22 protein-coding genes and 1 pseudogene are annotated in these 19,867 nt (G+C 39.6%); 9 read left to right on the forward strand and 14 right to left on the reverse strand.

The window, feature by feature from the left end:
- Positions 1-60: 60 nt before the first annotated feature.
- The 4 genes from thiL (at position 61) to ABVT42_RS19480 (ending at position 2,949) form a co-directional block, all read left to right on the forward strand.
- The gene (gene thiL / locus ABVT42_RS19465; RefSeq protein ID WP_353897607.1) at positions 61-1,017 is read left to right on the forward strand and encodes a thiamine-phosphate kinase; all 957 of its coding nucleotides are present in this window, start codon (positions 61-63) and stop codon (positions 1,015-1,017) included.
- Between the two features lie 127 nt (positions 1,018-1,144).
- Positions 1,145-1,627, forward strand: a complete 483-nt coding sequence (locus ABVT42_RS19470; protein WP_353897606.1) for a phosphatidylglycerophosphatase A family protein — start codon at positions 1,145-1,147, stop codon at positions 1,625-1,627.
- Positions 1,618-2,364, forward strand: coding sequence for a retropepsin-like aspartic protease family protein (locus ABVT42_RS19475; protein WP_353897605.1), 747 nt, complete (start codon positions 1,618-1,620; stop codon positions 2,362-2,364). The genes ABVT42_RS19470 and ABVT42_RS19475 overlap by 10 nt, the downstream gene beginning before the upstream one ends.
- Before the next feature lie 78 nt (positions 2,365-2,442).
- The gene (locus ABVT42_RS19480) at positions 2,443-2,949 is read left to right on the forward strand and encodes a GNAT family N-acetyltransferase (protein ID WP_353897621.1); all 507 of its coding nucleotides are present in this window, start codon (positions 2,443-2,445) and stop codon (positions 2,947-2,949) included.
- An 80-nt stretch (positions 2,950-3,029) separates the two neighbouring features.
- On the opposite strand, the gene ABVT42_RS19485 is transcribed toward ABVT42_RS19480, so the two are convergent.
- Both ABVT42_RS19485 and ABVT42_RS19490 read right to left on the reverse strand, forming a co-directional pair.
- A complete protein-coding gene (locus tag ABVT42_RS19485) occupies positions 3,030-3,746 on the reverse strand; it encodes a DUF3379 family protein (RefSeq protein WP_353897604.1) in 717 nt (238 codons plus the stop codon).
- Positions 3,739-4,251, reverse strand: a complete 513-nt coding sequence (locus ABVT42_RS19490; protein WP_353897603.1) for a sigma-70 family RNA polymerase sigma factor — start codon at positions 4,249-4,251, stop codon at positions 3,739-3,741. Before ABVT42_RS19490 ends, ABVT42_RS19485 begins: the two co-directional genes overlap by 8 nt.
- Positions 4,252-4,710: 459 nt before the next feature.
- Here ABVT42_RS19490 and ABVT42_RS19495 point away from each other — a divergent pair, with 459 nt between their 5' ends.
- Entirely contained in the window at positions 4,711-5,550 is an 840-nt protein-coding gene (locus tag ABVT42_RS19495) for an AraC family transcriptional regulator (RefSeq protein ID WP_353897602.1), read from the forward strand.
- Between the two features lie 617 nt (positions 5,551-6,167).
- On the opposite strand, the gene ABVT42_RS19500 is transcribed toward ABVT42_RS19495, so the two are convergent.
- The 9 genes from ABVT42_RS19500 to ABVT42_RS19540 all read right to left on the reverse strand — a co-directional run bounded on the left by ABVT42_RS19500 (position 6,168) and on the right by ABVT42_RS19540 (position 11,031).
- Positions 6,168-6,488 carry a hypothetical protein gene (locus ABVT42_RS19500; RefSeq protein ID WP_353897601.1) on the reverse strand — a complete coding sequence of 107 codons (321 nt, stop codon included), beginning with the start codon at positions 6,486-6,488 and terminating at the stop codon, positions 6,168-6,170.
- Positions 6,451-6,951, reverse strand: a complete 501-nt coding sequence (locus tag ABVT42_RS19505; protein WP_353897600.1) for a hypothetical protein — start codon at positions 6,949-6,951, stop codon at positions 6,451-6,453. The genes ABVT42_RS19500 and ABVT42_RS19505 overlap by 38 nt, the downstream gene beginning before the upstream one ends.
- A complete protein-coding gene (locus ABVT42_RS19510; RefSeq protein WP_353897599.1) occupies positions 6,941-7,513 on the reverse strand; it encodes a hypothetical protein in 573 nt (190 codons plus the stop codon). The genes ABVT42_RS19505 and ABVT42_RS19510 overlap by 11 nt, the downstream gene beginning before the upstream one ends.
- A 113-nt stretch (positions 7,514-7,626) precedes the next feature.
- Positions 7,627-8,145: a hypothetical protein gene (locus ABVT42_RS19515; RefSeq protein ID WP_353897598.1), complete on the reverse strand. Its 519-nt coding sequence runs from the start codon at positions 8,143-8,145 to the stop codon at positions 7,627-7,629.
- A 45-nt stretch (positions 8,146-8,190) separates the two neighbouring features.
- On the reverse strand, positions 8,191-8,556 hold the full coding sequence (locus tag ABVT42_RS19520; RefSeq protein ID WP_353897597.1) for a L,D-transpeptidase family protein: 366 nt from the start codon (positions 8,554-8,556) through the stop codon (positions 8,191-8,193).
- A gap of 271 nt (positions 8,557-8,827) precedes the next feature.
- The gene (locus ABVT42_RS19525) at positions 8,828-9,055 is read right to left on the reverse strand and encodes a hypothetical protein (RefSeq protein WP_353897596.1); all 228 of its coding nucleotides are present in this window, start codon (positions 9,053-9,055) and stop codon (positions 8,828-8,830) included.
- On the reverse strand, positions 9,042-9,524 hold the full coding sequence (locus ABVT42_RS19530; RefSeq protein ID WP_353897595.1) for a Tse2 family ADP-ribosyltransferase toxin: 483 nt from the start codon (positions 9,522-9,524) through the stop codon (positions 9,042-9,044). Before ABVT42_RS19530 ends, ABVT42_RS19525 begins: the two co-directional genes overlap by 14 nt.
- Positions 9,525-9,636: 112 nt before the next feature.
- A complete protein-coding gene (locus tag ABVT42_RS19535) occupies positions 9,637-9,975 on the reverse strand; it encodes a hypothetical protein (protein ID WP_353897594.1) in 339 nt (112 codons plus the stop codon).
- A 105-nt stretch (positions 9,976-10,080) separates the two neighbouring features.
- Entirely contained in the window at positions 10,081-11,031 is a 951-nt protein-coding gene (locus ABVT42_RS19540; protein WP_353897593.1) for a DUF5655 domain-containing protein, read from the reverse strand.
- 303 nt (positions 11,032-11,334) lie between these two features.
- Between ABVT42_RS19540 and ABVT42_RS19545 the strand changes: the two genes are divergently transcribed.
- From ABVT42_RS19545 to ABVT42_RS19560, 4 genes and pseudogenes are all read left to right on the forward strand, one after another.
- On the forward strand, positions 11,335-11,526 hold the full coding sequence (locus ABVT42_RS19545; protein ID WP_353897592.1) for a hypothetical protein: 192 nt from the start codon (positions 11,335-11,337) through the stop codon (positions 11,524-11,526).
- Positions 11,527-12,411: 885 nt separating this feature from the next.
- Positions 12,412-12,771: a hypothetical protein gene (locus ABVT42_RS19550; RefSeq protein WP_353897591.1), complete on the forward strand. Its 360-nt coding sequence runs from the start codon at positions 12,412-12,414 to the stop codon at positions 12,769-12,771.
- Entirely contained in the window at positions 12,768-13,040 is a 273-nt protein-coding gene (locus ABVT42_RS19555) for a hypothetical protein (protein ID WP_353897590.1), read from the forward strand. The genes ABVT42_RS19550 and ABVT42_RS19555 overlap by 4 nt, the downstream gene beginning before the upstream one ends.
- A pseudogene (locus tag ABVT42_RS19560) lies at positions 13,003-13,140 on the forward strand (GyrI-like domain-containing protein); the annotation flags it as partial. The gene ABVT42_RS19555 and the pseudogene ABVT42_RS19560, both read left to right, overlap by 38 nt.
- A 134-nt stretch (positions 13,141-13,274) precedes the next feature.
- Here the strand turns inward: ABVT42_RS19560 and ABVT42_RS19565 are convergent.
- The 3 genes from ABVT42_RS19565 to ABVT42_RS19575 form a co-directional block, all read right to left on the reverse strand.
- The gene (locus tag ABVT42_RS19565) at positions 13,275-16,739 is read right to left on the reverse strand and encodes a PKD domain-containing protein (protein WP_353897589.1); all 3,465 of its coding nucleotides are present in this window, start codon (positions 16,737-16,739) and stop codon (positions 13,275-13,277) included.
- A 657-nt stretch (positions 16,740-17,396) separates the two neighbouring features.
- Positions 17,397-18,683, reverse strand: coding sequence for a glutamate-1-semialdehyde 2,1-aminomutase (hemL, locus tag ABVT42_RS19570; RefSeq protein ID WP_353897588.1), 1,287 nt, complete (start codon positions 18,681-18,683; stop codon positions 17,397-17,399).
- A gap of 55 nt (positions 18,684-18,738) precedes the next feature.
- Positions 18,739-19,752, reverse strand: a complete 1,014-nt coding sequence (locus ABVT42_RS19575) for an aspartate carbamoyltransferase (protein WP_353897587.1) — start codon at positions 19,750-19,752, stop codon at positions 18,739-18,741.
- Between the last annotated feature and the right edge of the window lie 115 nt (positions 19,753-19,867).

The following is a 19,867-nucleotide window of genomic DNA, read 5'->3' on the forward strand; positions in this document are numbered from 1 at the left end:
TATTTAATCCTCAGCGTATCAGAAGGTCCGATAATCAGTTTATTATTCTGAAGGATATTCATGAACGAGTTTGAAATTATTGATCGCTATTTTGCGGTTGATAGTGGCAAGAGAAAAGATGTTTTAAAAGGAATCGGCGATGATTGCGCCTTATTAAAAGTTCCGCGAGGCCAGCGTTTAGCGGTGTCGATGGACACCTTAATTTCGGGCGTTCACTTTTTACCAGAAACCAATGCTGCCGATGTTGCACACAAAGCGGTGGCGGTTAATTTAAGTGATTTATCAGCCGCAGGTGCTGAGCCTGCCTGGATCACACTATCGATGACCTTGCCAGAATATAATGAGGATTGGCTCGAATCATTTCATATTGGATTAAAACGGATTGTTAATTTTTTTGGTGTTCAAGTTGTGGGTGGCGATACCTGCCGCGGACCACTCTCAATCACCATTCAAGCGCACGGCTTTGTGCCTGAAACGGTTTTTCATACTCGGAGTGGAGCACAGCCTGGTCAATTAATATGTGTCACAGGGCCTATTGGTGACGCTGCATTAGGATTGAAAGTGGCACAAAATGAATTGCAGGTTCCTCCAAATGTTGCCAGTCAGTTACTCAAAAAATATTTTACGCCATACCCAAAAATTGCTGCTGGTATTGCGCTGCGAGGCCGAGCCAGCGCGGTTATTGATATTTCAGATGGATTATTGGCCGATGTTTTTCACATTAGTGAAAGTAGTAATGTGGGCGCATTATTACGTTGGGATAAAATTCCGTTATCAGCTGCAGCGCAAACCATTGACGATAAAATATTGTTAAAAAAAGCGGTATTGTCAGGCGGTGACGACTATGAATTGTGCTTTACCGTCAATGAAGATGACTTAGAAGCCACACGACATGCATTGGAAACCGTTGGTAACGAATGTATTCCGATTGGCCGGTTAACCGGAAAGTCTGGCGTAAAAATATTAGATAACAAACAAGAAATGACATTTGACGAGTTGGGTTACACCCATTTTTAGCTGATATGACTAAGCTTATGGCTGGCTAAGATAACTGGCTGGTCTGAGCGCTGATTTAGCTTATCAGAGAAACACAACTTTTATTGCCACTATACTATTCCTGATAGCGGTTATTGAGCCAGTATTCATGATTGACAAAACACTGCTAAAGTTAGCGTTAACCAACCCGATACATTTTTTATCGATGGGGCTGGGTAGCGGGTTAGCGCCAATTGCACCGGGTACATTCGGAACGCTTGCCGTCGTGCCGCTGTACTGCTTACTTGCACCATTTAGTTGGCCTATTTATCTGCTGGTTTGTTTAGTGTGTTGTTTAGCGGGTATCTTTTTTTGTCGTTATACTGCTGATGCGCTGGGCGTTCATGATCATCCTGCAATAGTTTGGGATGAATTCGCCGGTTTTTTGATAACCATGGCAGGAGTTGCGTTTAGCTGGCAAAATATTATGTTAGGTTTTGTTTTATTTCGGTTTTTCGATATTGTTAAACCTTGGCCAATTCGCTGGATAGATAAACAGGTTTCTGGTGGGGTGGGGATTATGCTGGACGATATAATTGCAGGTATTTTTGCCTGGATTAGCCTTTATGGATTGAGGATATTATGGCCTTAAAAACATCAAACTACTTTATTGGATTGATACTGGCGTTAGCCTTTCAACTGTTTGCTCCGCAAAAAATTTTAGCACAATCTCCGCAAGAAAATGAACTGCGCGTGATAGGTCTTTTTAAAAATGCCGCAATGGTTGACTTTGCCGGTAAACAAAAACTGTATCGGGCAGGGCAAAAAATTAATGCAGATATTCAATTAATTAAAGCCGACACACACTCCGCCACTTTTAGCATTCATGGTAAAGAACAAATTCTGACACTGCATAAGCCGTTGATGTTTAGTGGAGACAATGCGGTGGCAAATGCCGCTTTGGCAAATGCTGATTTGGTAAACAAGGTGAATTCACAATCTACAACTAGCACCAGCAAAGTAGTTAAAATACAGCGTGGTTTAAATGGCATGTATGAAACACCAGGATTAATCAACGGCGTGTTAGTCAATTTTTTAGTGGATACTGGTGCAACTTATGTGGCGATGAGTCGGAATGTTGCTAATCGATTAGGGATTCCTTATTTGCAAAAAGGAATCGAAGGCAGAGCATCGACGGCTAATGGTGAAGTCAGGACCTGGATCGTGACGCTTGATAGTGTTCGGGTGGGCGATATCGAGCTCTATAATGTACGAGCAGGTGTCAGTGATAACTTTGCCATGGGGGATGTTTTGCTGGGTATGTCGTTTATTAACCGGGTCAAATTAGTCAATGAAGGTGCGACATTAGAGTTAATTCAGCAATATTAATTGGCTGGGTTGTTATTGCCTAACAAACGTTCCTTTCACTAAACATAAGTATTAAAAAGCTGAAAAATATTGACAACTATGCCGCTCATCGCAATTACCCCTCGCTTAGAATTAAGAGCGTTTTCTCAGTTTGACGCACCAGGATTCTATCAAATGAATCTTGATCCTGAAGTACTTCGATACACGGGCGATAAGCCATTTGTGTCGGTGGATGAGGCGGCGCAATTTATCGAAAATTATTCCCATTATCGACAATATGGTTATGGTCGCTGGTCAATCTATTTAAGAGAAAGTCAGCAATATATTGGATTTTGCGGGTTACGCTTTGATGCACAGTCTGGCGAAACCGATATCGGTTATCGCTTGCAACGAGCATTTTGGCATCAAGGCTTGGCAACCGAAGCGGCACAAAAAACAGTTGAGTTGGCATTTAATAAATACGAATTGGCTTCTATTATTGGGCGAGCTGTGAATGAAAATATCGGCTCCCATCGCATACTTACCAAGCTTGGTTTTAAGCCAGAGCAGACTTTTATTGAAAATCAGATGACCTGGCAACAGTATCGATTGATTCGCACTGACTAATTGAAACTGAGAGTCATTGAAACTATGAGTCATTTAAACTAAGAGTTATTGAAACTAAGAGTCATTTAAACTACTTTTGCTTAAACGTCTTTAATTCTCTCGAGTACCGGTTTAATCACAGCGCGATCTTTGGCAATGACAATAATACCGTTGTTTGCAAATGTTTGCAGTTCGCCTTGCCACGTTGGGTTTGAAAATGATTGAGGCAAATCGGTTGGCGAAAAGACTGCTTTCGGTGCAATAAATAAAGTCACCGGCGCACCATCGACTTGAGCAATCATGTGGAGCGCTGTTTTTCCGGCAACTTTACATTTTGTCGCAAAGGTAATTTTGTCAGGTAAGCCGGTGAGTTCAATATTTAAGCGTGATAATTGACGATTGATATCTTCGGGCGACATAAGTGACTCTAATGCAAGATACTCGCTTTCATTTTGCACATGGAATAAGGCATCTTCTAAAATCACATTTTGCTGCGCTACTTGCATCGGAGGTAAGTCATCCATGTTGCTGGCTTGCCAGAATGTCATGATTGAAATGAAGGCAATTGAAGCGGCTATCGCCCATTTTACACCAAGCTTTTTACGGTTTTGTAAGTGCTGATTAAATAAAATTTTATTCGCAAGCGCAGGATTTATTTCAAATTTAAATGCATCCTGTAATTGTTTTTCAAAACGTTGCTCATCCCTAAGATGTTGCTGCTGTGCGGGCGTCATTTGTTGATAAGTCTGATTATCAATTTGCTGTTGCTGAGTTAATGGATCAACTCTTTGAGCACGTTTTTTTTCAAGCTCATCCATGATTTTCTCCTTGCGAAGTGGATGAATCAGTTAATTGCTTTTTTAACTGAGCGCGCGCCCTAAACAAGCGCGTTGAAATTGTATTGGCGTTAGTGTTCAGAGCCTCCGCAATTTCGTCAGTAGAAAAGCCGCCAATAATTTGTAGCGCTAAAGGAATTCTAAAGTGATCATCAAGTTTGAATATATCTCTTCTTAGCAACATCTGATTAATGGCTTGATTGTTATCTGAAATTTGTTCAAGTTGCCAATCATCATTCAATTCACTCACAGGTAATTGCTTTCTTTCAAACCGACGGGCATTTTCTCGGCTTAAGATAGTAAATAACCAGGACTTTGCCGCCTTAATATCTTTGAGCTGATGCAAACTCTTCCAGGCTCGAGTAAAGGTTTCCTGAACCAGATCTTCGGCTACAGCATGATTTTTACAAATCCAAAAAGCATAGCAAAAAAGCGGTTGATAAAAGCTTTTTACCAGACTCTCAAATTGCTGATCTTTATTGGACACGGTTTACCAACTTAACTCATGGTTGTAGGGGCCTGATAGCGTTATCTGACTCATATGCATGGCTTCTCCTTGAAGGCGATTAACTAGTCGCGCTTTGGTTTCAAATTTATTTCAGTTCACAGTAAAAGACCCAATACAAAGCTGATTTCTTTCAAATAAATCAATGTTTTTTAATATTAGCTTATAAAACAAAGTGATAGACAATGCAAACTGATAGAAATTTGTTGTTTCTGTTAAATAAAACGCTAGCACTCGGTAGGTGGTCAAGCTTTATTCGGCAAATAGAAAAGGTTAACCTTAATAAATGACTTGTTTAAAATAGCAGCTTTGGATAAGTTTTTAATGGATTGCCAAGGTATATTTCAACTGAAACATCTTGAACAATGTTAATTTGATAGCCTTGGCTAACCGTGACTAATTGGTACTAACCTCGACTTTCAGGTCAATGATAAATAGCTTATGAATAATACTTTGTTACGCATCAAAAAAGTAGAACAGTATATTGAACGGTCACTTGACGAAGATTTGTCGGTGGAAAAACTGGCTGCACAAGCTTGTTATTCGGTATTTCATTTTCATCGTTTATTTAAAGCCTATTTTGGCGAAAGTGTTTATGCGTATAAAAAGCGCTTGTTGCTTGAACGAAGCGTTAAGCAACTGGTTCATAGTCAGCAAAGTATCACTGAAATTGCTTTAAATGCCGGTTATGAAAATCAATCAGCATTTAATAAAGCGTTTCGGCAAATGTTTGGGCAAACACCAACTCAGTGCCGACAGCAAAAAAATTTACATTGTTCACCTTCACATCTGACAAATAAGGTAAAAACAATGCAAGTCGATATTATTCAGTTACAGCCCATTTCAATTATTTCTGCTCGAGGACGAGGAGACTATGCAACTGCGGCTAATCAGGCATGGAGTTGTTTAATGCATTTTATGTATTCAAATCGATACATGCAAAAGCAGACTCGGATGTTTGGTATTACCTACGACGATCCTTCTGTGACCGAACCTGATAATATTCGTTATGATGCCTGTGTTTCAAATGATCAGCAATTAACCGTTTCGGGAGAGTTGGCCAACAGCATCATTCAAGGGGGGACTTATGCCAGAGCGCTACACAAAGGTCCTTATGAGCGATTAAATACAACCTATGAATATTTGTTTTATCAATGGTTACCAGAAAGTCAATACCAGTTGCGTGACTTACCACCGTTTGAAAAATATTTAAATCGCGATCCGCGCCGAACCAAGCCTGAAAACTTGAGAACTGAAGTATATATTCCGGTTATGCGTTAAGTTTTGTTGGGGCGACTTTTCTGAAATGTTGAGTATCTTAACGGATAAGTTAAATGAACCGTCCTGTGCAGATCCGCTTACAGGGTGGTTTGGAGACTGGAGAGCTTCAGCTACCCGATTAGTGATTATTATGTAAGCGTAGCCAAAACTTTATTGCGTTCATACTTGCGGCTTCTCTTTCATTGAGAACCATAGACTCCACCTTATTTATTGTAGATTTAAGCCTTTTCATTCCAATAAGATCACGATAGTAAAGTGGTAACTGTTCAATGCTTAAATTGTATGTCTCTAAACAATTTTTAAGATCTCTCACCAAATCAAAATGTAACCTAGGTTTTATTTTATGCAATATCTTTTCAGCCAGCTGCTGTCGATTAAAATAATCGCCATCATCGCTAAGAAATATCTGAAACAGTCCATAATATAGTTCTTCGGATTCACATGAATCTAACCGCTGTCCATATGCTTTAACATTTTAACATCAGCCGAACCTTTTCGGTCAGCAGTTTCAAGTACTAGTAGAGTTATTGCATCTCTATCCATATTTAATCTTGATCACTAACGCTTAGCGTTTTCGAAATTGAAACGTGGTGTAAATTTTTGATAAACGCGTTTTGTTATGGACTTACTCCAAGTACGCAACGATTAATGATATTGAAAACTTCTTCATCATCCTTTTGCTCTTCCATCGTAATTCTCAGCTTTTCAAGAATGCCTTTCTTCAAGTATTCTGGCACTGCCGAATCACCTTCAAAATTGACATCATCATGATCATCAAAACCTTCATGATCCCTCAAAGAAAGAGTAAAACCTTGATTTTCATCTTCAGGATGTACAAACATAAATATCGTGTAGCCATCATCTATTCCACCACAGAAGCTATATTCTGCAAACTCAAATTTATTCAGGCGTGCATGTTGGCTCTGATTCATACCCAAGATAATAATAACCTTCCCAAATTTTAGAATTACTTTTTGATATTGAAAAGTTTATCCCCTCTGTAGTATTACAATAAGAAAATTTAAGTTTATATACCGATACTTCTTCCGGCTTAAATATTCCGATTGCTAAATTCACAGGTTTCTTTGATTTAACTGTATAAAAAAAATATCCAGCACTCTTGTTAACGCTGACTCTATCATCTGAAAGTGGGTAGCACTCTTCGCTGTCAGTTGCTTTTTTTATAATTTTTGCCTTTTCAGAAATGTTCTCGCTATCAAGATACATCAACGTAAGTTGAGAACCAGGGAAGACATTAGCATTTTTTATAGCAAGACAGTTTCCATGCAACCAGCCAACCTCACTATCCAAACTATCGCTATTCACCTTTGGTGCCAATGAGCAGGATGCTACCAATATAGCTATTACGAAGGAAAAAATTAATTTCATTTTATCGTCCATTATATGACCAGTGAGGAGCATCCGTTTTAAGTTTCTTCACGCCATAGGAATCCCCAATAGAGTGAAGTACCGTATTGGTGTTTACATTTGGAGAATATGTAACTGAAACCTCACTTCCATCCTTTTTCTTGATTTTGATGGTGCCAGTCCATATTATGGTCATATCAATAGCCTTACCACTTATATGATTACTTGTTAAAGATGGAGGATTGATGCTTCTTGGTGGAACAGCTAAGCCAAATCCAGTCACCATCTCAAGTGCACCTGCTTTACTCTTGGCCAAGTCTCCATGATTCCACTCTATGTCAACTCCAATCATTTTCTTTGCATCGGATGGCTTACACTTTCCCTGTGAAATCTTCCAAGACCAATGAAAAAGATAGGCCCTTTTATCACTTCTTTTTGTTGTTGAAACATCCACTGTAGCACCAGCATCTTTTAATGCTTTTATAAACGCTTTTACAGCAGCTCTAAATGTGACTTCGAGATCATCAACTTTGTTGCTGTTTTTTGCATGGGCATTAGCCCATGTAACCCAGTATTTTCCACTTTTAGTAGCCATTCTTTCTCCTATATGTATTTAAATCTAACGCTTTTGTAAAAGGCGCGATGATAGGAGCGTCCTTTTGACAAACTTGTTAGCACTTGCACACAGATAAATTGAGCCGTAAGCCATCATTCATTCCCCGGATAATTCAGACGAACTTGTGGCAAATTACCACGTCGCACAGGTTTTAGTTTGTAGTGAATAGTACGATGCCTATATCCATCTCCAGAGTTATATGCAACGTAGTACCCAATTAACCTCCCACCATTAAATTCTAGGTATTCTTGGGATTCAGAATCATTATCCAAGAAATACCTATTTTTATTTATACGTTTTAAATTTTCATTTTTTATCAAATGGGATGTGTATTGAAGTTCGGAGTCTATTTTTGGATCACCGCTCCAAAAAACATAGGCTAATTCATCGTTTTTAACCCCTATAAACTGCCCCCTCAATATTTCAAAAAATAGTGTATTTTTACATGGATTGAAACCATCTGGAGCCACTTCACATTCCGAATTTACAATTTCATACAGCCCAATATAATCCTCAATGCTAGTGTTTTTTGTAGTCGCGCACCCATTTAGAATGGCGATAGCAACTAAAATACGTATTGTTTTACCTATAAAAGACCTGGAAATAAGCATTTGATTAAACCTTTATCGAACGGGTTATTTTTGAAATAAAATCAATTACCAAGGGTAGCTAATTACGATCCTTGTTTTTGAATCAACCCAGTCGTATATTTTTTTGGCATCACCCACTTCAACGTGAATACAACCTGCTGTTGATCCTCCGTTCCCCACGTACGTGGCTCTTCCTGGCCATTCATGAATATATATTCCACGCTGCCCCCAAATTAAAATAGAATAATTCATTCGGCAAGGCACACCAATCTGCCCAATGCCGGGATAATCGCAAACATATTCCTGACTAAAGTAAGGGTGACGCTTAACATTTGGCAGGGCCGGATTAATTGTAAGGTCTTTGGGGTATCTGACACCTTTTTTACCTAAGCAGCGAAATGCTCCAATGTTTCCATCGCGATAAAGTTTCATTTATTTTCCTTAGAGCTTACAACGCCTTAAACACCGGAATGGTAGAGTTGGCGACTTTTTTGGAACAAAAAAGTGACAGCTTTACCAAGTCCGCGTGATTTGATTTGTTATATTCAACTATTATTTGGAACCTCTCATTGAGTCCGACATCAAGAGAGCGGTAGCCTTTTTTAAAATGTCTTTCTCCAATTCCACTTGGCGTAATTGCTTTTCAAGCTCTCGAATCCTACGTTGCTCTGCGGTTAAAGGGGTCGAGAATGGCTCATATGTGTTAGGCATTTTTTAGTAATTTATTGAGCGGGACAGGTACCAAACCTTTTTCTTCTTCTTTTGAGTAGATTTCACATATTCTACTTAGCTCCACTTCATACATGTATTTACACTCTTCATAATCATCACTGTCGGTTGTTTCAGACTGAGAAAGAAGATCGTAGTAACGAATGGCGTCTTCGAGTGCTTGGATACACACCGAAATAGTTCTTATATCAATATTTGGCATGTGAACGAGCCCTTAGTTTAATTTTGGCATTTATTGCCAGCTGATCCAGAGCCTTTAAGAATTTCGTAACCGGCATATCAAAATTTGGAGAGATTGAATAGTGCCAACTTTTTTTCTTGGGAATATAGTGGTCTTTTGTAATTACCAGTTCTGGGGGAACAACTGTACCAGCAGGTATAACTACATAATCCCAATTTTTGTGGCCAAATAGACCTTCTTTATCAGATAGGGAGGTACCTCGACTTTCTTCAGATTTAACGTAAAGAACTCCATCTTTTGAGTAGGTAGCTACATCTGCCAATCTTACTCTGCCATTAGGTAGATTTCTTTCTTTCAAGTCGGGGTAAAGCGGATTTGATGGTTGAGCTCCCGACTTATTAACCGCTCGCCATAACGTCAACGAGATATTGGAACGATATATTTTTTCCAAATCTCCTCTCGAAATTATTATCTCTTCTAACGTAATCATACTATCTCCTTAGTTTTATCAATTGCAGAAGGTTCTACTGCCTAACGCTCAATTCAAAAATTCAGGCTGTATTTTAACCTGAATATTTTGCAATTTATTGTTAGACTTTATTTTACACCTCAATTCTTTGAAGTGTTTCGATTGAGCTATATGCATCGCACACACCCTTACCAAGCAATCTAACTTTCGTACCTGCCATACGAGCACTTAGAAGCAAAGACATCATATTATTTTTAGTTAAATCAGATGTAAGAGGTAAAACATACTGCCAACCCTGATTAGTCGAACAGCTAGGGGCAGCATTTACATCACCAGCAGCTTTTATAAAAAGTACTTCACCATTAGCTGTATCTACCATCATTTTCTCTATTACAGCATTGTGCATATCACTAGCATCAACACTGGATAAGAAACTTAATGCTAAAGCCGTACTAATTAATATACTTCTCATATTTTCGAATACCCTCCAATTAAAAATTTGTAGTCTAACGTTCCGCTCTGGGGCAAACCGAAACGCAGCGTAGGTTTGTCCCTAGCAGCAACTTGTTAGAAGCCATCAGCCACCAACCTTGTTATATGCCATTGTTATAAACTCTTTAACTGGTTCAAAATCCGCCTCCGAAGATACAGTCAACTCAACATCACCAGTACCGTAATGGCCTATTGATGTTACATCTCGATAGTTATTAGTGCCCTCTGGAATATCCGAAGGCTTGAGCTTTAAGAACAGCTTGATATACTTACCTTTAACTTCCATACACGCGATGTTCTGGGAGATTTTGTAAGCAACGTAGAATTTTTTGGGGACCTCTTCAATTGATTCATCTAGTCCAATGATGAACTCTCGTATGATCGCTGTTAACTCTTGGATTTCCTCGCTTTTTCCTTCGAGCCTTTCATCAAAGGTATAGGTTGCCGTGGCTCGGGTTAGCGCGGCTTTTTTACCCGCCTCGACCATAACAGGATTTTTGTATCCATTATCAGAGGTGGGCGAAGAAGTTCTTACTGCCGATGATTTTACAGTATGAAAAACTTCTTCCAGATAAAGAGAGTCGTTTGAAAATAAGCGGTATTTCCATAGTTCAATGTTTGCGCCCATTACCTGAACGGCATGCAAATCATATTTCTTATAGTTTGGAGCGATGCATATAACCCTAACATCAGACCAATCGACCTTTACACCATTTCCCAACTGCTTTTGTACTGCTATTTCAAAATCACCTTTGTGATCTTGAATCCAGTGCAAGTAGAAAAGGCTCTGATTAATAAGTTCAGATGATTCGACTTTCTTGTATTCGATAATTATCGGATTATCTTCTTCCGATAAGGCAAGGCTATCTATTCGCCCTGCATGTTGAGCACCGGTTGAAAATTCACTGGCAACGAATCTGCAATTGAAGACCGTTTCGAGGTTTTTCTCAATCAGGGACTGCAAATCCTTTTCTAGCGCAAAATTTTTCTGCTCTACGGCAGATAGCTTGTCTCCTGACATGTCGAAAATCGGCATTTGATGATTACTCCATAGTCTCTTTGGCTTCTAACGCTTATTAAATGCACCAAAGCAATATAATCTGCAATAGACATTCACTTCATTTTGAAATTCATTAATTATTTCAAAAGTTTACCTTAAATTAACCGATTAGCAAAGTGCGGAAAGGTTGCTTTACTGCTTATAAACAACAATCGCATTTAAGAATATAATTTTATTTTCAATCAGTTAAAAAATAATTAAGCAATGTATCATGCAATCGCTTGAACGTAACAACTTATTCAAGTGGTATAAAATAATCTAAAACAAGGATGTTTCACCATGAATAGTCAACAAAAAACCAAGCGACTTACCCAAGTTAGAAATAAAATTCGTGCTTTAAATTACTCACTCCAAACAGAAAAAACGGTTCAAGAATTACTGGGGCATTCAGATGTGAGGACGGCTCAAATTTACACGCATGTACTCAATAGAAATCCAACTGGCACTTTAAGTCCTTTGGATAATCTTTAATTCATTTTATCCATAATTTAATTAAGGTGTTTAAGTTTAAAAAAAGAAACAATATTTTTAAAATAAAAGATAAAAAGTCATTTCACTTTTTTATTTTTTCAGCCCATCTTTTATGCACAAAATGTTATGCACAAAATGGCTTTTTATGATAGTCTAACTAAGCTTACGGTTGGAAAAGGTTAAGCCGACTTGTGAAGGAATAATTGATTAAAATGATTGATTAAAAAACTGAATCAATCGATTATTTTTTAATTTAATTGTTTCGGCGAAAAGCAGGTCAGTAAAAACCGCCAACCTTTCAGTTAGCGGCCATTCAAGAGAGAGCGCCAACTCCCTCAAGAATTGGTCAAGGTTAATCTCTCTACAGGAGACCAACAATGACGTTTTTAAATTATACAACGTTGCTAATATCAGCGCGAGCCCGGTTTCTCAAACCCTTTAGGGGTTGTTCTATAGTCACTTCTTTTTATGCTTTACGTTTAACCTATTGTTTCTTAAAGAAAAAGTAGTTTTTCTTTAATTTTAACCATCACTTTTAAGCTGATTAATTGACATTTGAGATTTCAAATAAAGTTTTGTTATGCCCAAAATTCTTAAAAGCTTAACAATTCTTTGGTCAGTTTTAACCCAGTTTGAGGAATTGGGTGAACGTTTGAAAGGTTAAAAACAATCCGTTAAGCCGTAAGCGCTACAAAAAAGCACGAGCTTTCTGGCCAGATGAAGTTTTTTAAAGTCATGCGTTTAAAATCATGCGTTTTAAAAACACGGCGAACGTTTGCCTGTCGCCATTGCACGCTTGTCACTTCATCCGTTGTACGGCCAGTTTTTTATATTAAAGATATTTCAAATTTAAATTGAAAAAAATGCAAAAGGAAGCCCAAGACTATGCCTGGAAACTACGACCACATTAGCTTAACCCAAAGTAATGTCAAGCAACTCATCGACACACTCACCTTATCACGCGACCACTTTGGTTTAACCGCACAAAGCATTTGTCAGTTTTTAAATGACTCACGCAGCATTAGGCATCACCAATTAATTTATGCCACAGCCAACAACTATTTTAACCTGGAAAAACAACTCAATGAACAACTGCAATTATTGGGCATAAACACAACCAATCCCATTTACAGTGAAAACGCCGCCAGTGTACTGCAACAACTCAAACACATAGTGCTGGCCGAAATTACCTGCAACACCATTGTATTTAGCCAACAACCCAACAAAGACATCACTGCCTTATGAAAAAAGAAACCATAAACACCCAACCAAACCGGCAAAGCCAGATTGAACTGCAAAGCCAGAATAACCTGCAAAATCGGCTTGAACTGCAAAATCGACAGTACTACCAAACGCTGATTTATTCTCGCAATATTGCTGGTATTTTTAAGCTTTACTTAGGCTGCCTGCTTAAGCTGTTCTTATGCCAGAGCGCTACAGAAGGGGGCTTATGCTCAATTAAATTCGACTTATCAATATTTGTTTTATCAATGGTTACCCGAAAGCCAATATGAACTGCGTGATTTGCCACCGTTTGAAAAGTATTTGAATCGTGATCCGCGTCGAACCAAGCCTGAAAATTTGAGAACTGAAGTGTATATTCCGATTAAATAAATCAATATTACATACAGGAGGCTGTATTTAGCCTTTGCAATCGATGAACTATTCAAAGAAAAAAAAAGAATACCAGTCAATTAAGCTTGGTATTCTTTTTACAGCGGTATTGCTAGTTGCAAACTAAAATGCTTCTAGCGACATGCATCCGTGTCAAATTCAACAATTAGACTGGCGCCTGTTGCATTCCCTTCTACATATAAATATGACCAATAAGAACTATTTTTACCGGTTAAATAGATACACTCTGTATTCCCTGCCGTATCTGATATGCCATCATAGTTAGTGTTTGTTGGCCAGCCGCCATTTCGATAGGTTAACTTTAAGTCACCCTGACCATGTGCGCTGGTAATGGCAATACTTTGATGAGCGCTAACATTAGCAATGTATAGACCTAGTCTGTCTTGTTGACCTAAACAGACCGCCTGGCCAGCGACAAGCCTCGTACCACTGCTAATGGGTGATTCTGTGGCGCAGGCATCAGGTACATTGCTCGTAGGTGTATCATTTTTTACAATAGTCACAGTTGCCGTATCTGAGTGGGTGGCTCCTTTGTCGTCAGTTACTTTCAGTGTAACGGTATAATTGCCTGCCGTTGAATAGCGATAAGTGGGGTTTGCCTGTGTACTGATGTCACCATTACCAAAATCCCAATCATATCGTGTAATTGTTCCGTCAGGATCATTTGAGCCTCGGCTGCTAAACTGAATCGACTCATTTTCTTTAGCCTGATAATTCCCGTTAGCATTGGCAATTGGTTTTTGGTTGCTAGTATCTGAACCGATAACGACGGTGTAATCTTCGGTTTCTGAGTCGCCCAAGTTACCACACGCTGATGAAGCCTGAGTTTGGTAAGTCATGCTAATACGCATTCTGGTTGTGATGCCATTTGCGCTCGCTGGAACAGAAATATTGCCACTGACTTCTCCTAGACCTGATAGGTTTTGGAGCACTTTTTCGCTACTGTCAAAAAGGCCATTACCATCGAAGTCAATCCAAGCCGTCCAATTTTCACTATAGCCGCCATCTGAGGTTAAACTTGCCACATTGTCGCCAACCTTTAGAGCAACCGTTTTAGATGAAAAGTCTTCATAACCGCTGGCCGAAGCACCACTGGTATTTTCAAATGCGCCAATTACAACTTTGGATATCCACTCATATTGCGTACTACCACTGACTTCACAATATTCGGGGGTGTCAGTAATTGTTACGGTTGCGCTATCTCGGTTGGTATTGCCTGAATTGTCAGTCACGGTTAGTGTAACGGTGAACTTGCCTGCTCTTGTATACGCATGGGTTGGATTAGCACTATTACTGCTTGCGCCATCTCCAAAGTCCCAAGCGTAACTGACAATTGATCCATCAGGATCATTGGAACCTGAACTGCTAAATGCAATATCTTTGTTAATGCTGCCATTATAAGGACCATTTGCCTCTGCAACAGGCGCTTTGTCATTACTGGCTGTTACTGTTACAGACGCAACGTCTGATGCCTGGTTACCTGAATTGTCTGTGACAGTCAGTTTTATATTGTAGCTACCTGCTTGACGGTAGGTATGTTGAGGGTTGGGTTGTGAACTGGAATTACCATCACCAAAATTCCAATTATAATCGGTAATTGAACCGTCAGGATCGTTTGAACCGCTGCTACTTAACTGCAAGCTATCACCAGCAGCCACAGTGTAAGGGCCATTAGCTTGTGCTATGGGTAAGCCTGAGGTAATTGGGCGTTCATAGTAAACTCTTAGCATGGCATCTTTATAATTAATATAAGGATCAATCATGACATGTAGTGTTTTACCTGAAGCTGCGGAGTCTAGCTCACAGAATTCACTTAACTTTGGCGCGGCCCAAGGGCGGCAATCATATTCACCTTCTGTTGTTGTTGGTGCTTGACCGATACGTCCATAGAGATCAGGATCGCCATATTTGATTTCGCTGCCGTCAGATGCCGTTTCGCCTAGATATCCACCGGGGATTGCGATTACGGTGCGAGTTGCATCACTGGGAATATCAAATTCAAATCTCAATGGTGCATCGCCTTTGTTACCGCTCAACCCAGACTTTTCCATCAAGAAAACACGCTCACAACCATCGCATAAAGTTGGATCTTCGGCTGAAATCACCTTAAAATTGGCATTACTGAATGATGAAAATGCATCTACTGCCGTGTGATAAGTCACACTCGCTGACGGTGCTGTCACTGCAACCAGTTCTGGCGTACCCGTAGGCATAAAGGAAATATAATCGGCATTCCACTTATCGCCATTTTTTGTTGGGGCAGTCCCTTTTGATACGTACATATCAGGATCTTCTGTATAGCCGCTAAGATAAAAGGCAACAGCTTCGGTTCCACTAGGAACATTGGTTTGAAAATTTTTGATTTCACCTTTTTGTGCAGAAATATTATTAACTTCTTGAATAATGGTTCCCTGAGGTTCGATATCGACACCTGAACCATCCCACGGGTGATCGGAATTGCTGGTTAGATCTTCTAAGCCTGTTGCTATCAGGTTGTTATTACTCCATAAAGTTTTTCGGGCAGGACCATGTAAAGCTGCCACCATTCGTGATACTTGCCCTTTGGTGAACATGGCATAGTTATTGGAGTAGTGCATAAAGTTTTCTGTATTGGTTTTTTGACCCACACAGTTAGGCTTGTTATCTTGAATAAAGCTGGCGCTGATTTGTGGTGTGTCACAGTTTCTATCACCCGTTGAGGCACAGAAAGCTTCGCTGTGTACTGAACAGGTATCTCCATCAAAGGTATGTGGAAGGTTGAGCCAGTGACCAAACTCATGAGTTAATACCGAACGAAAGTTTTCATCGGTATTGGTGCCAAGATAGCTGCCGTTATATACGACGCGAGCTGTTCCTGCTTGCGACATATTAACATCAGGATACCAGGCCACCCCTGAGTTGTTAGTTGAGCCATCATCATAAAGATCCTTCATAATATAAATATTCATATATTTGAAGTTATCCCAGGAGTCAGCTGCTATTTCGCTATTTTTCTTTTCATCGTCACCGTAACCCCTTTTATCTGCGCGGCGTACAATACCGTTGGTTGGATTACCGTTAGGATCCTTTTTAGCTAACACAAACTCTATATCAAGATTTTCTCGTACGGCTTGAAAGAGCGGATCAATAGGTCCGTCTTGGGTGTTTAGTCCTCGAAAATCTTCATTGGTTTTTTTTAGTGCATCAATGATTTTTTCGTCTGTTAGGCAGACCCCGCCATTGTTACAGTTAAATTCTGAACCATAAACATGAAAAACTACGGGAATGTAATATCTGCCTGGTTCCCCATTTCCTGCAACCGCCATCGATTTTATTTTAGCTGACGTTAATTGGTTCAAGATTTTATTAGCAAAACTCCCTTTGTCTGCCAATGCCCTAGCATTATTTTTTTGTAGTAATGACCAGTCCTGGTTATTTTTATCTGTGCCACAGATGTTAACGGGCGCTGATTGCATACCTAATATGGAATGGTAATTATCTGATTGGGGGGGGGAATGCTTTTCACCTGCAATCACTAACCCGGGGCTTAATGCCAGCAGTGCGATAGCAAGCTTATTAAGCTTTGTATGAAGCAACATGTTATTTCTCCTACTCTATTTTTGTTTTTTTGAACACTATTAATAAATTAAAAGTCTAATAAATCTATCAAGGTGATCGACTTATTTTAAAAATAAGCTATAAATCATTTATTGTACACAAAATTAATATGTAAATATGCACGTGTGACTGATCAAATATTTTCTAAAAGTCTTTGAAAGAGAAGCAAACTTGACCGTAAACGCAGAAAAAATGAATCAGATGGAATAAAAATCAGGAAAGTAATTTAGGAAAGTGTTGGTAATTGTAATCTAATGATTAGAATCACATATACGATAATTGAAAGTTTACTGTTTGTGTTGATTAACCGAAGGATTTTCTGTTGCTTAATCGGATGAGCTTTTAACAAATATTTTAATTGCGCTCTGCGGTATCATTGATTACTTTGGGGGCGTCAAGATAATAAGTTTTTCAGAGTTGCAAGTTATATATTTAAAGTAAATTATAGATAGTAAAAAAGCCGAGCGATTATTCAACTCGGCTAAAGTACACTCTCTTTTAATGTTTGTCTTTGCTCAAAGCTGTAACTTAAGCACTAAAATTTTGGGTGACTAATCAATTATTCAAATATTTAATTAGCAACTTTGCCTTGTTAAATGCCCATGCAATGGTGTGGGTATTTAACAAAAATTACAAGGCTACTTGGCGACTTTTGCAAAAGCAATATCTGCGGCAGCAAGAGTTTTCTCAAAAGTCTCATCATCATGCGCAGCACTAATAAAGCCCGCTTCAAATGCTGAAGGCGCAAGATAAATCCCCTCATTTAACATTGCATGGAAAAACTGCTTGAACGCTTGCTGATTAGATTCTACAACTTGAGAAAAATGGGTAATTTGTTTTTCTTTAGTAAAGAATAAACCAAACATACTGCCCACATGATTTGTGGTAAATGGTACTTGATGTTTATCGGCAAGTTGCTGTAATTCTTGCATAAGCTTTTCACAGTAATCATAAAGAGGTGCGTAAAAATTTTCTGCTTCTAATAACGTCAATGCCGTTAAACCTGCCGTCATGGCAATTGGATTACCTGATAAAGTACCGGCTTGATAAACCGGACCCGCAGGAGCCAAGTGTTGCATAATGGCTTTTTTACCGCCGAATGCGCCAACCGGCATTCCACCGCCTAAAATTTTTCCTAGCGTGGTCAGATCGGGAGTCACATTGTAAAGTTGTTGAGCCGAACCTGGACCAACACGAAAGCCACACATCACTTCATCAAAAATCAAGACGACTTGATGCTCATTACACAATGTTCTCAGTCCTTGTAAAAAACCGGGGGAGGGAGGGATGCAATTCATATTGCCTGGAATGGGTTCAACAATAATCGTGGCAACTTCGTTTGCATTGGCTTGCAGTAATTGTTCGACACTTTGCAAATTATTAAATTCTGCGGTGAGTGTGTGTTTTGCAAAATCTGCTGGCACACCTGGCGAGGTGGGTTCGCCAAGCGTTAACGCCCCTGAACCGGCTTTAACCAATAGACAGTCGGCATGGCCATGATAGCAGCCTTCAAACTTAATAATTTTATCTTTTTGTGTATAACCGCGTGCCAGTCTGATGGCTGACATAGTTGCTTCGGTGCCGGAACTTACCATTCTGACTTGTTCAATCGATGGAATAAGCTGACAGACTTTTTTAGCCATGATCAGCTCTATTTCGGTTGGCGCGCCAAAGCTCAATCCGTTGCTAGCTGCTGCAATGACCGCTTCGCGAATTTTCGGGTGGTTATGACCGTGAATCATTGGGCCCCATGAGCCAACATAATCAACATAAGTTTTGCCATCAACATCAGTAAAGTAAGCGCCATCGGCTTTTTCAATAAATACGGGCGTGCCGCCCACACCATTAAATGCGCGGACCGGAGAGTTTACCGCGCCCGGAATAAATTCACTCGCTTGATTAAATAAAGATTCAGATTTGGTCATTCAATTGGTCTCTGTTGTATTCGTTGCTAGTGTGAACGGTTGGGTTTTTCGGCCATTATTTACGTAAGCCGCTATACCAGTTAACCGTTTGCTCATAATTTTGAATAATGTCTTCGACACCTAAAATACAGGCAAAAAGTGCCATTCGCACGAGTATACCGTTGTCTGTTTGCCGAAAAATTGCAAGTCCTGGCATGGCGTTTAAATCATTATCCAGCTCATTGGCTTCGTTACGCGAGTCGCGTGGCAGTGGGTGCATAATGACTGCATCTGGCTGGCAGTGTTGGGCATATATTTGTTTGTTCAAGCGAAAATATCCGCGATACAAATTGGCTTCTTGTTGTGAGCTAAAGCGTTCTTCTTGAATGCGTGTTTGATATATGATGTTGGCTTGTGGCAGTCCTTGCTCTAAGGTTGTACCAACTTCAACTTGATGGCCTGCATTGACTAAAAGATCGACATATTTCGTTGGCATTGCCAATTCGGCAGGTGAAATTAACTGAATTTTTAAGTTGCGATACAGCGCGAGCAATTGGCAAAGTGAATGGACCGTTCGGCCATGTTTGAGATCGCCGAGTAAGGTTAAGCTCAAGTTTTGGATCGATTTATTTTGTCTGGCCAATTCGTTTTTAATGGTAAATAAATCCAGTAAAGCTTGAGTCGGATGTTCATTAGGGCCATCTCCGCCATTAATGACCGGAACACGGCTACCGAGTGAAAACTCTTTAACTGAGCCGGCTTTAGGATGTCGCATAGCAATAATATCACTGTAACCCGAAAGTACTTGGGCAGTATCGTATAAGGATTCGCCTTTGGCCAGTGCTGAATTGGACAGGCCGGTCGTTTCTCTCACTTCACCGCCTAACAGGTTGAAAGCACTGCCAAAGCTGACTCGGGTTCGAGTGCTAGGTTCAAAAAACATGTTGCCTAATACGGCACCTTCTAATACGCGAGTTACTTTTTGTCGACCGGCATAGGGACGCATCGATTCGGCAACAATAAATAATTCATCAATTAGGTCTAAAGAGATATCTTTAACGGAAAGTAGGTGTTGACCTTTTAGTTTCAAGTGTAAAAACCTCGCTGATTTGATTGGCGGTATTCTATTACCTTTTCATCACAATGCCTAGTTCACCTGCCATAATCGCAATTTGCTTGTCGATTTTGTGGTGGCCGGTCTTATT

Source organism: Aliikangiella maris (assembly GCF_040719265.1).
GTDB classification, from domain to species: Bacteria; Pseudomonadota; Gammaproteobacteria; order Enterobacterales; family Kangiellaceae; genus Aliikangiella; species Aliikangiella maris.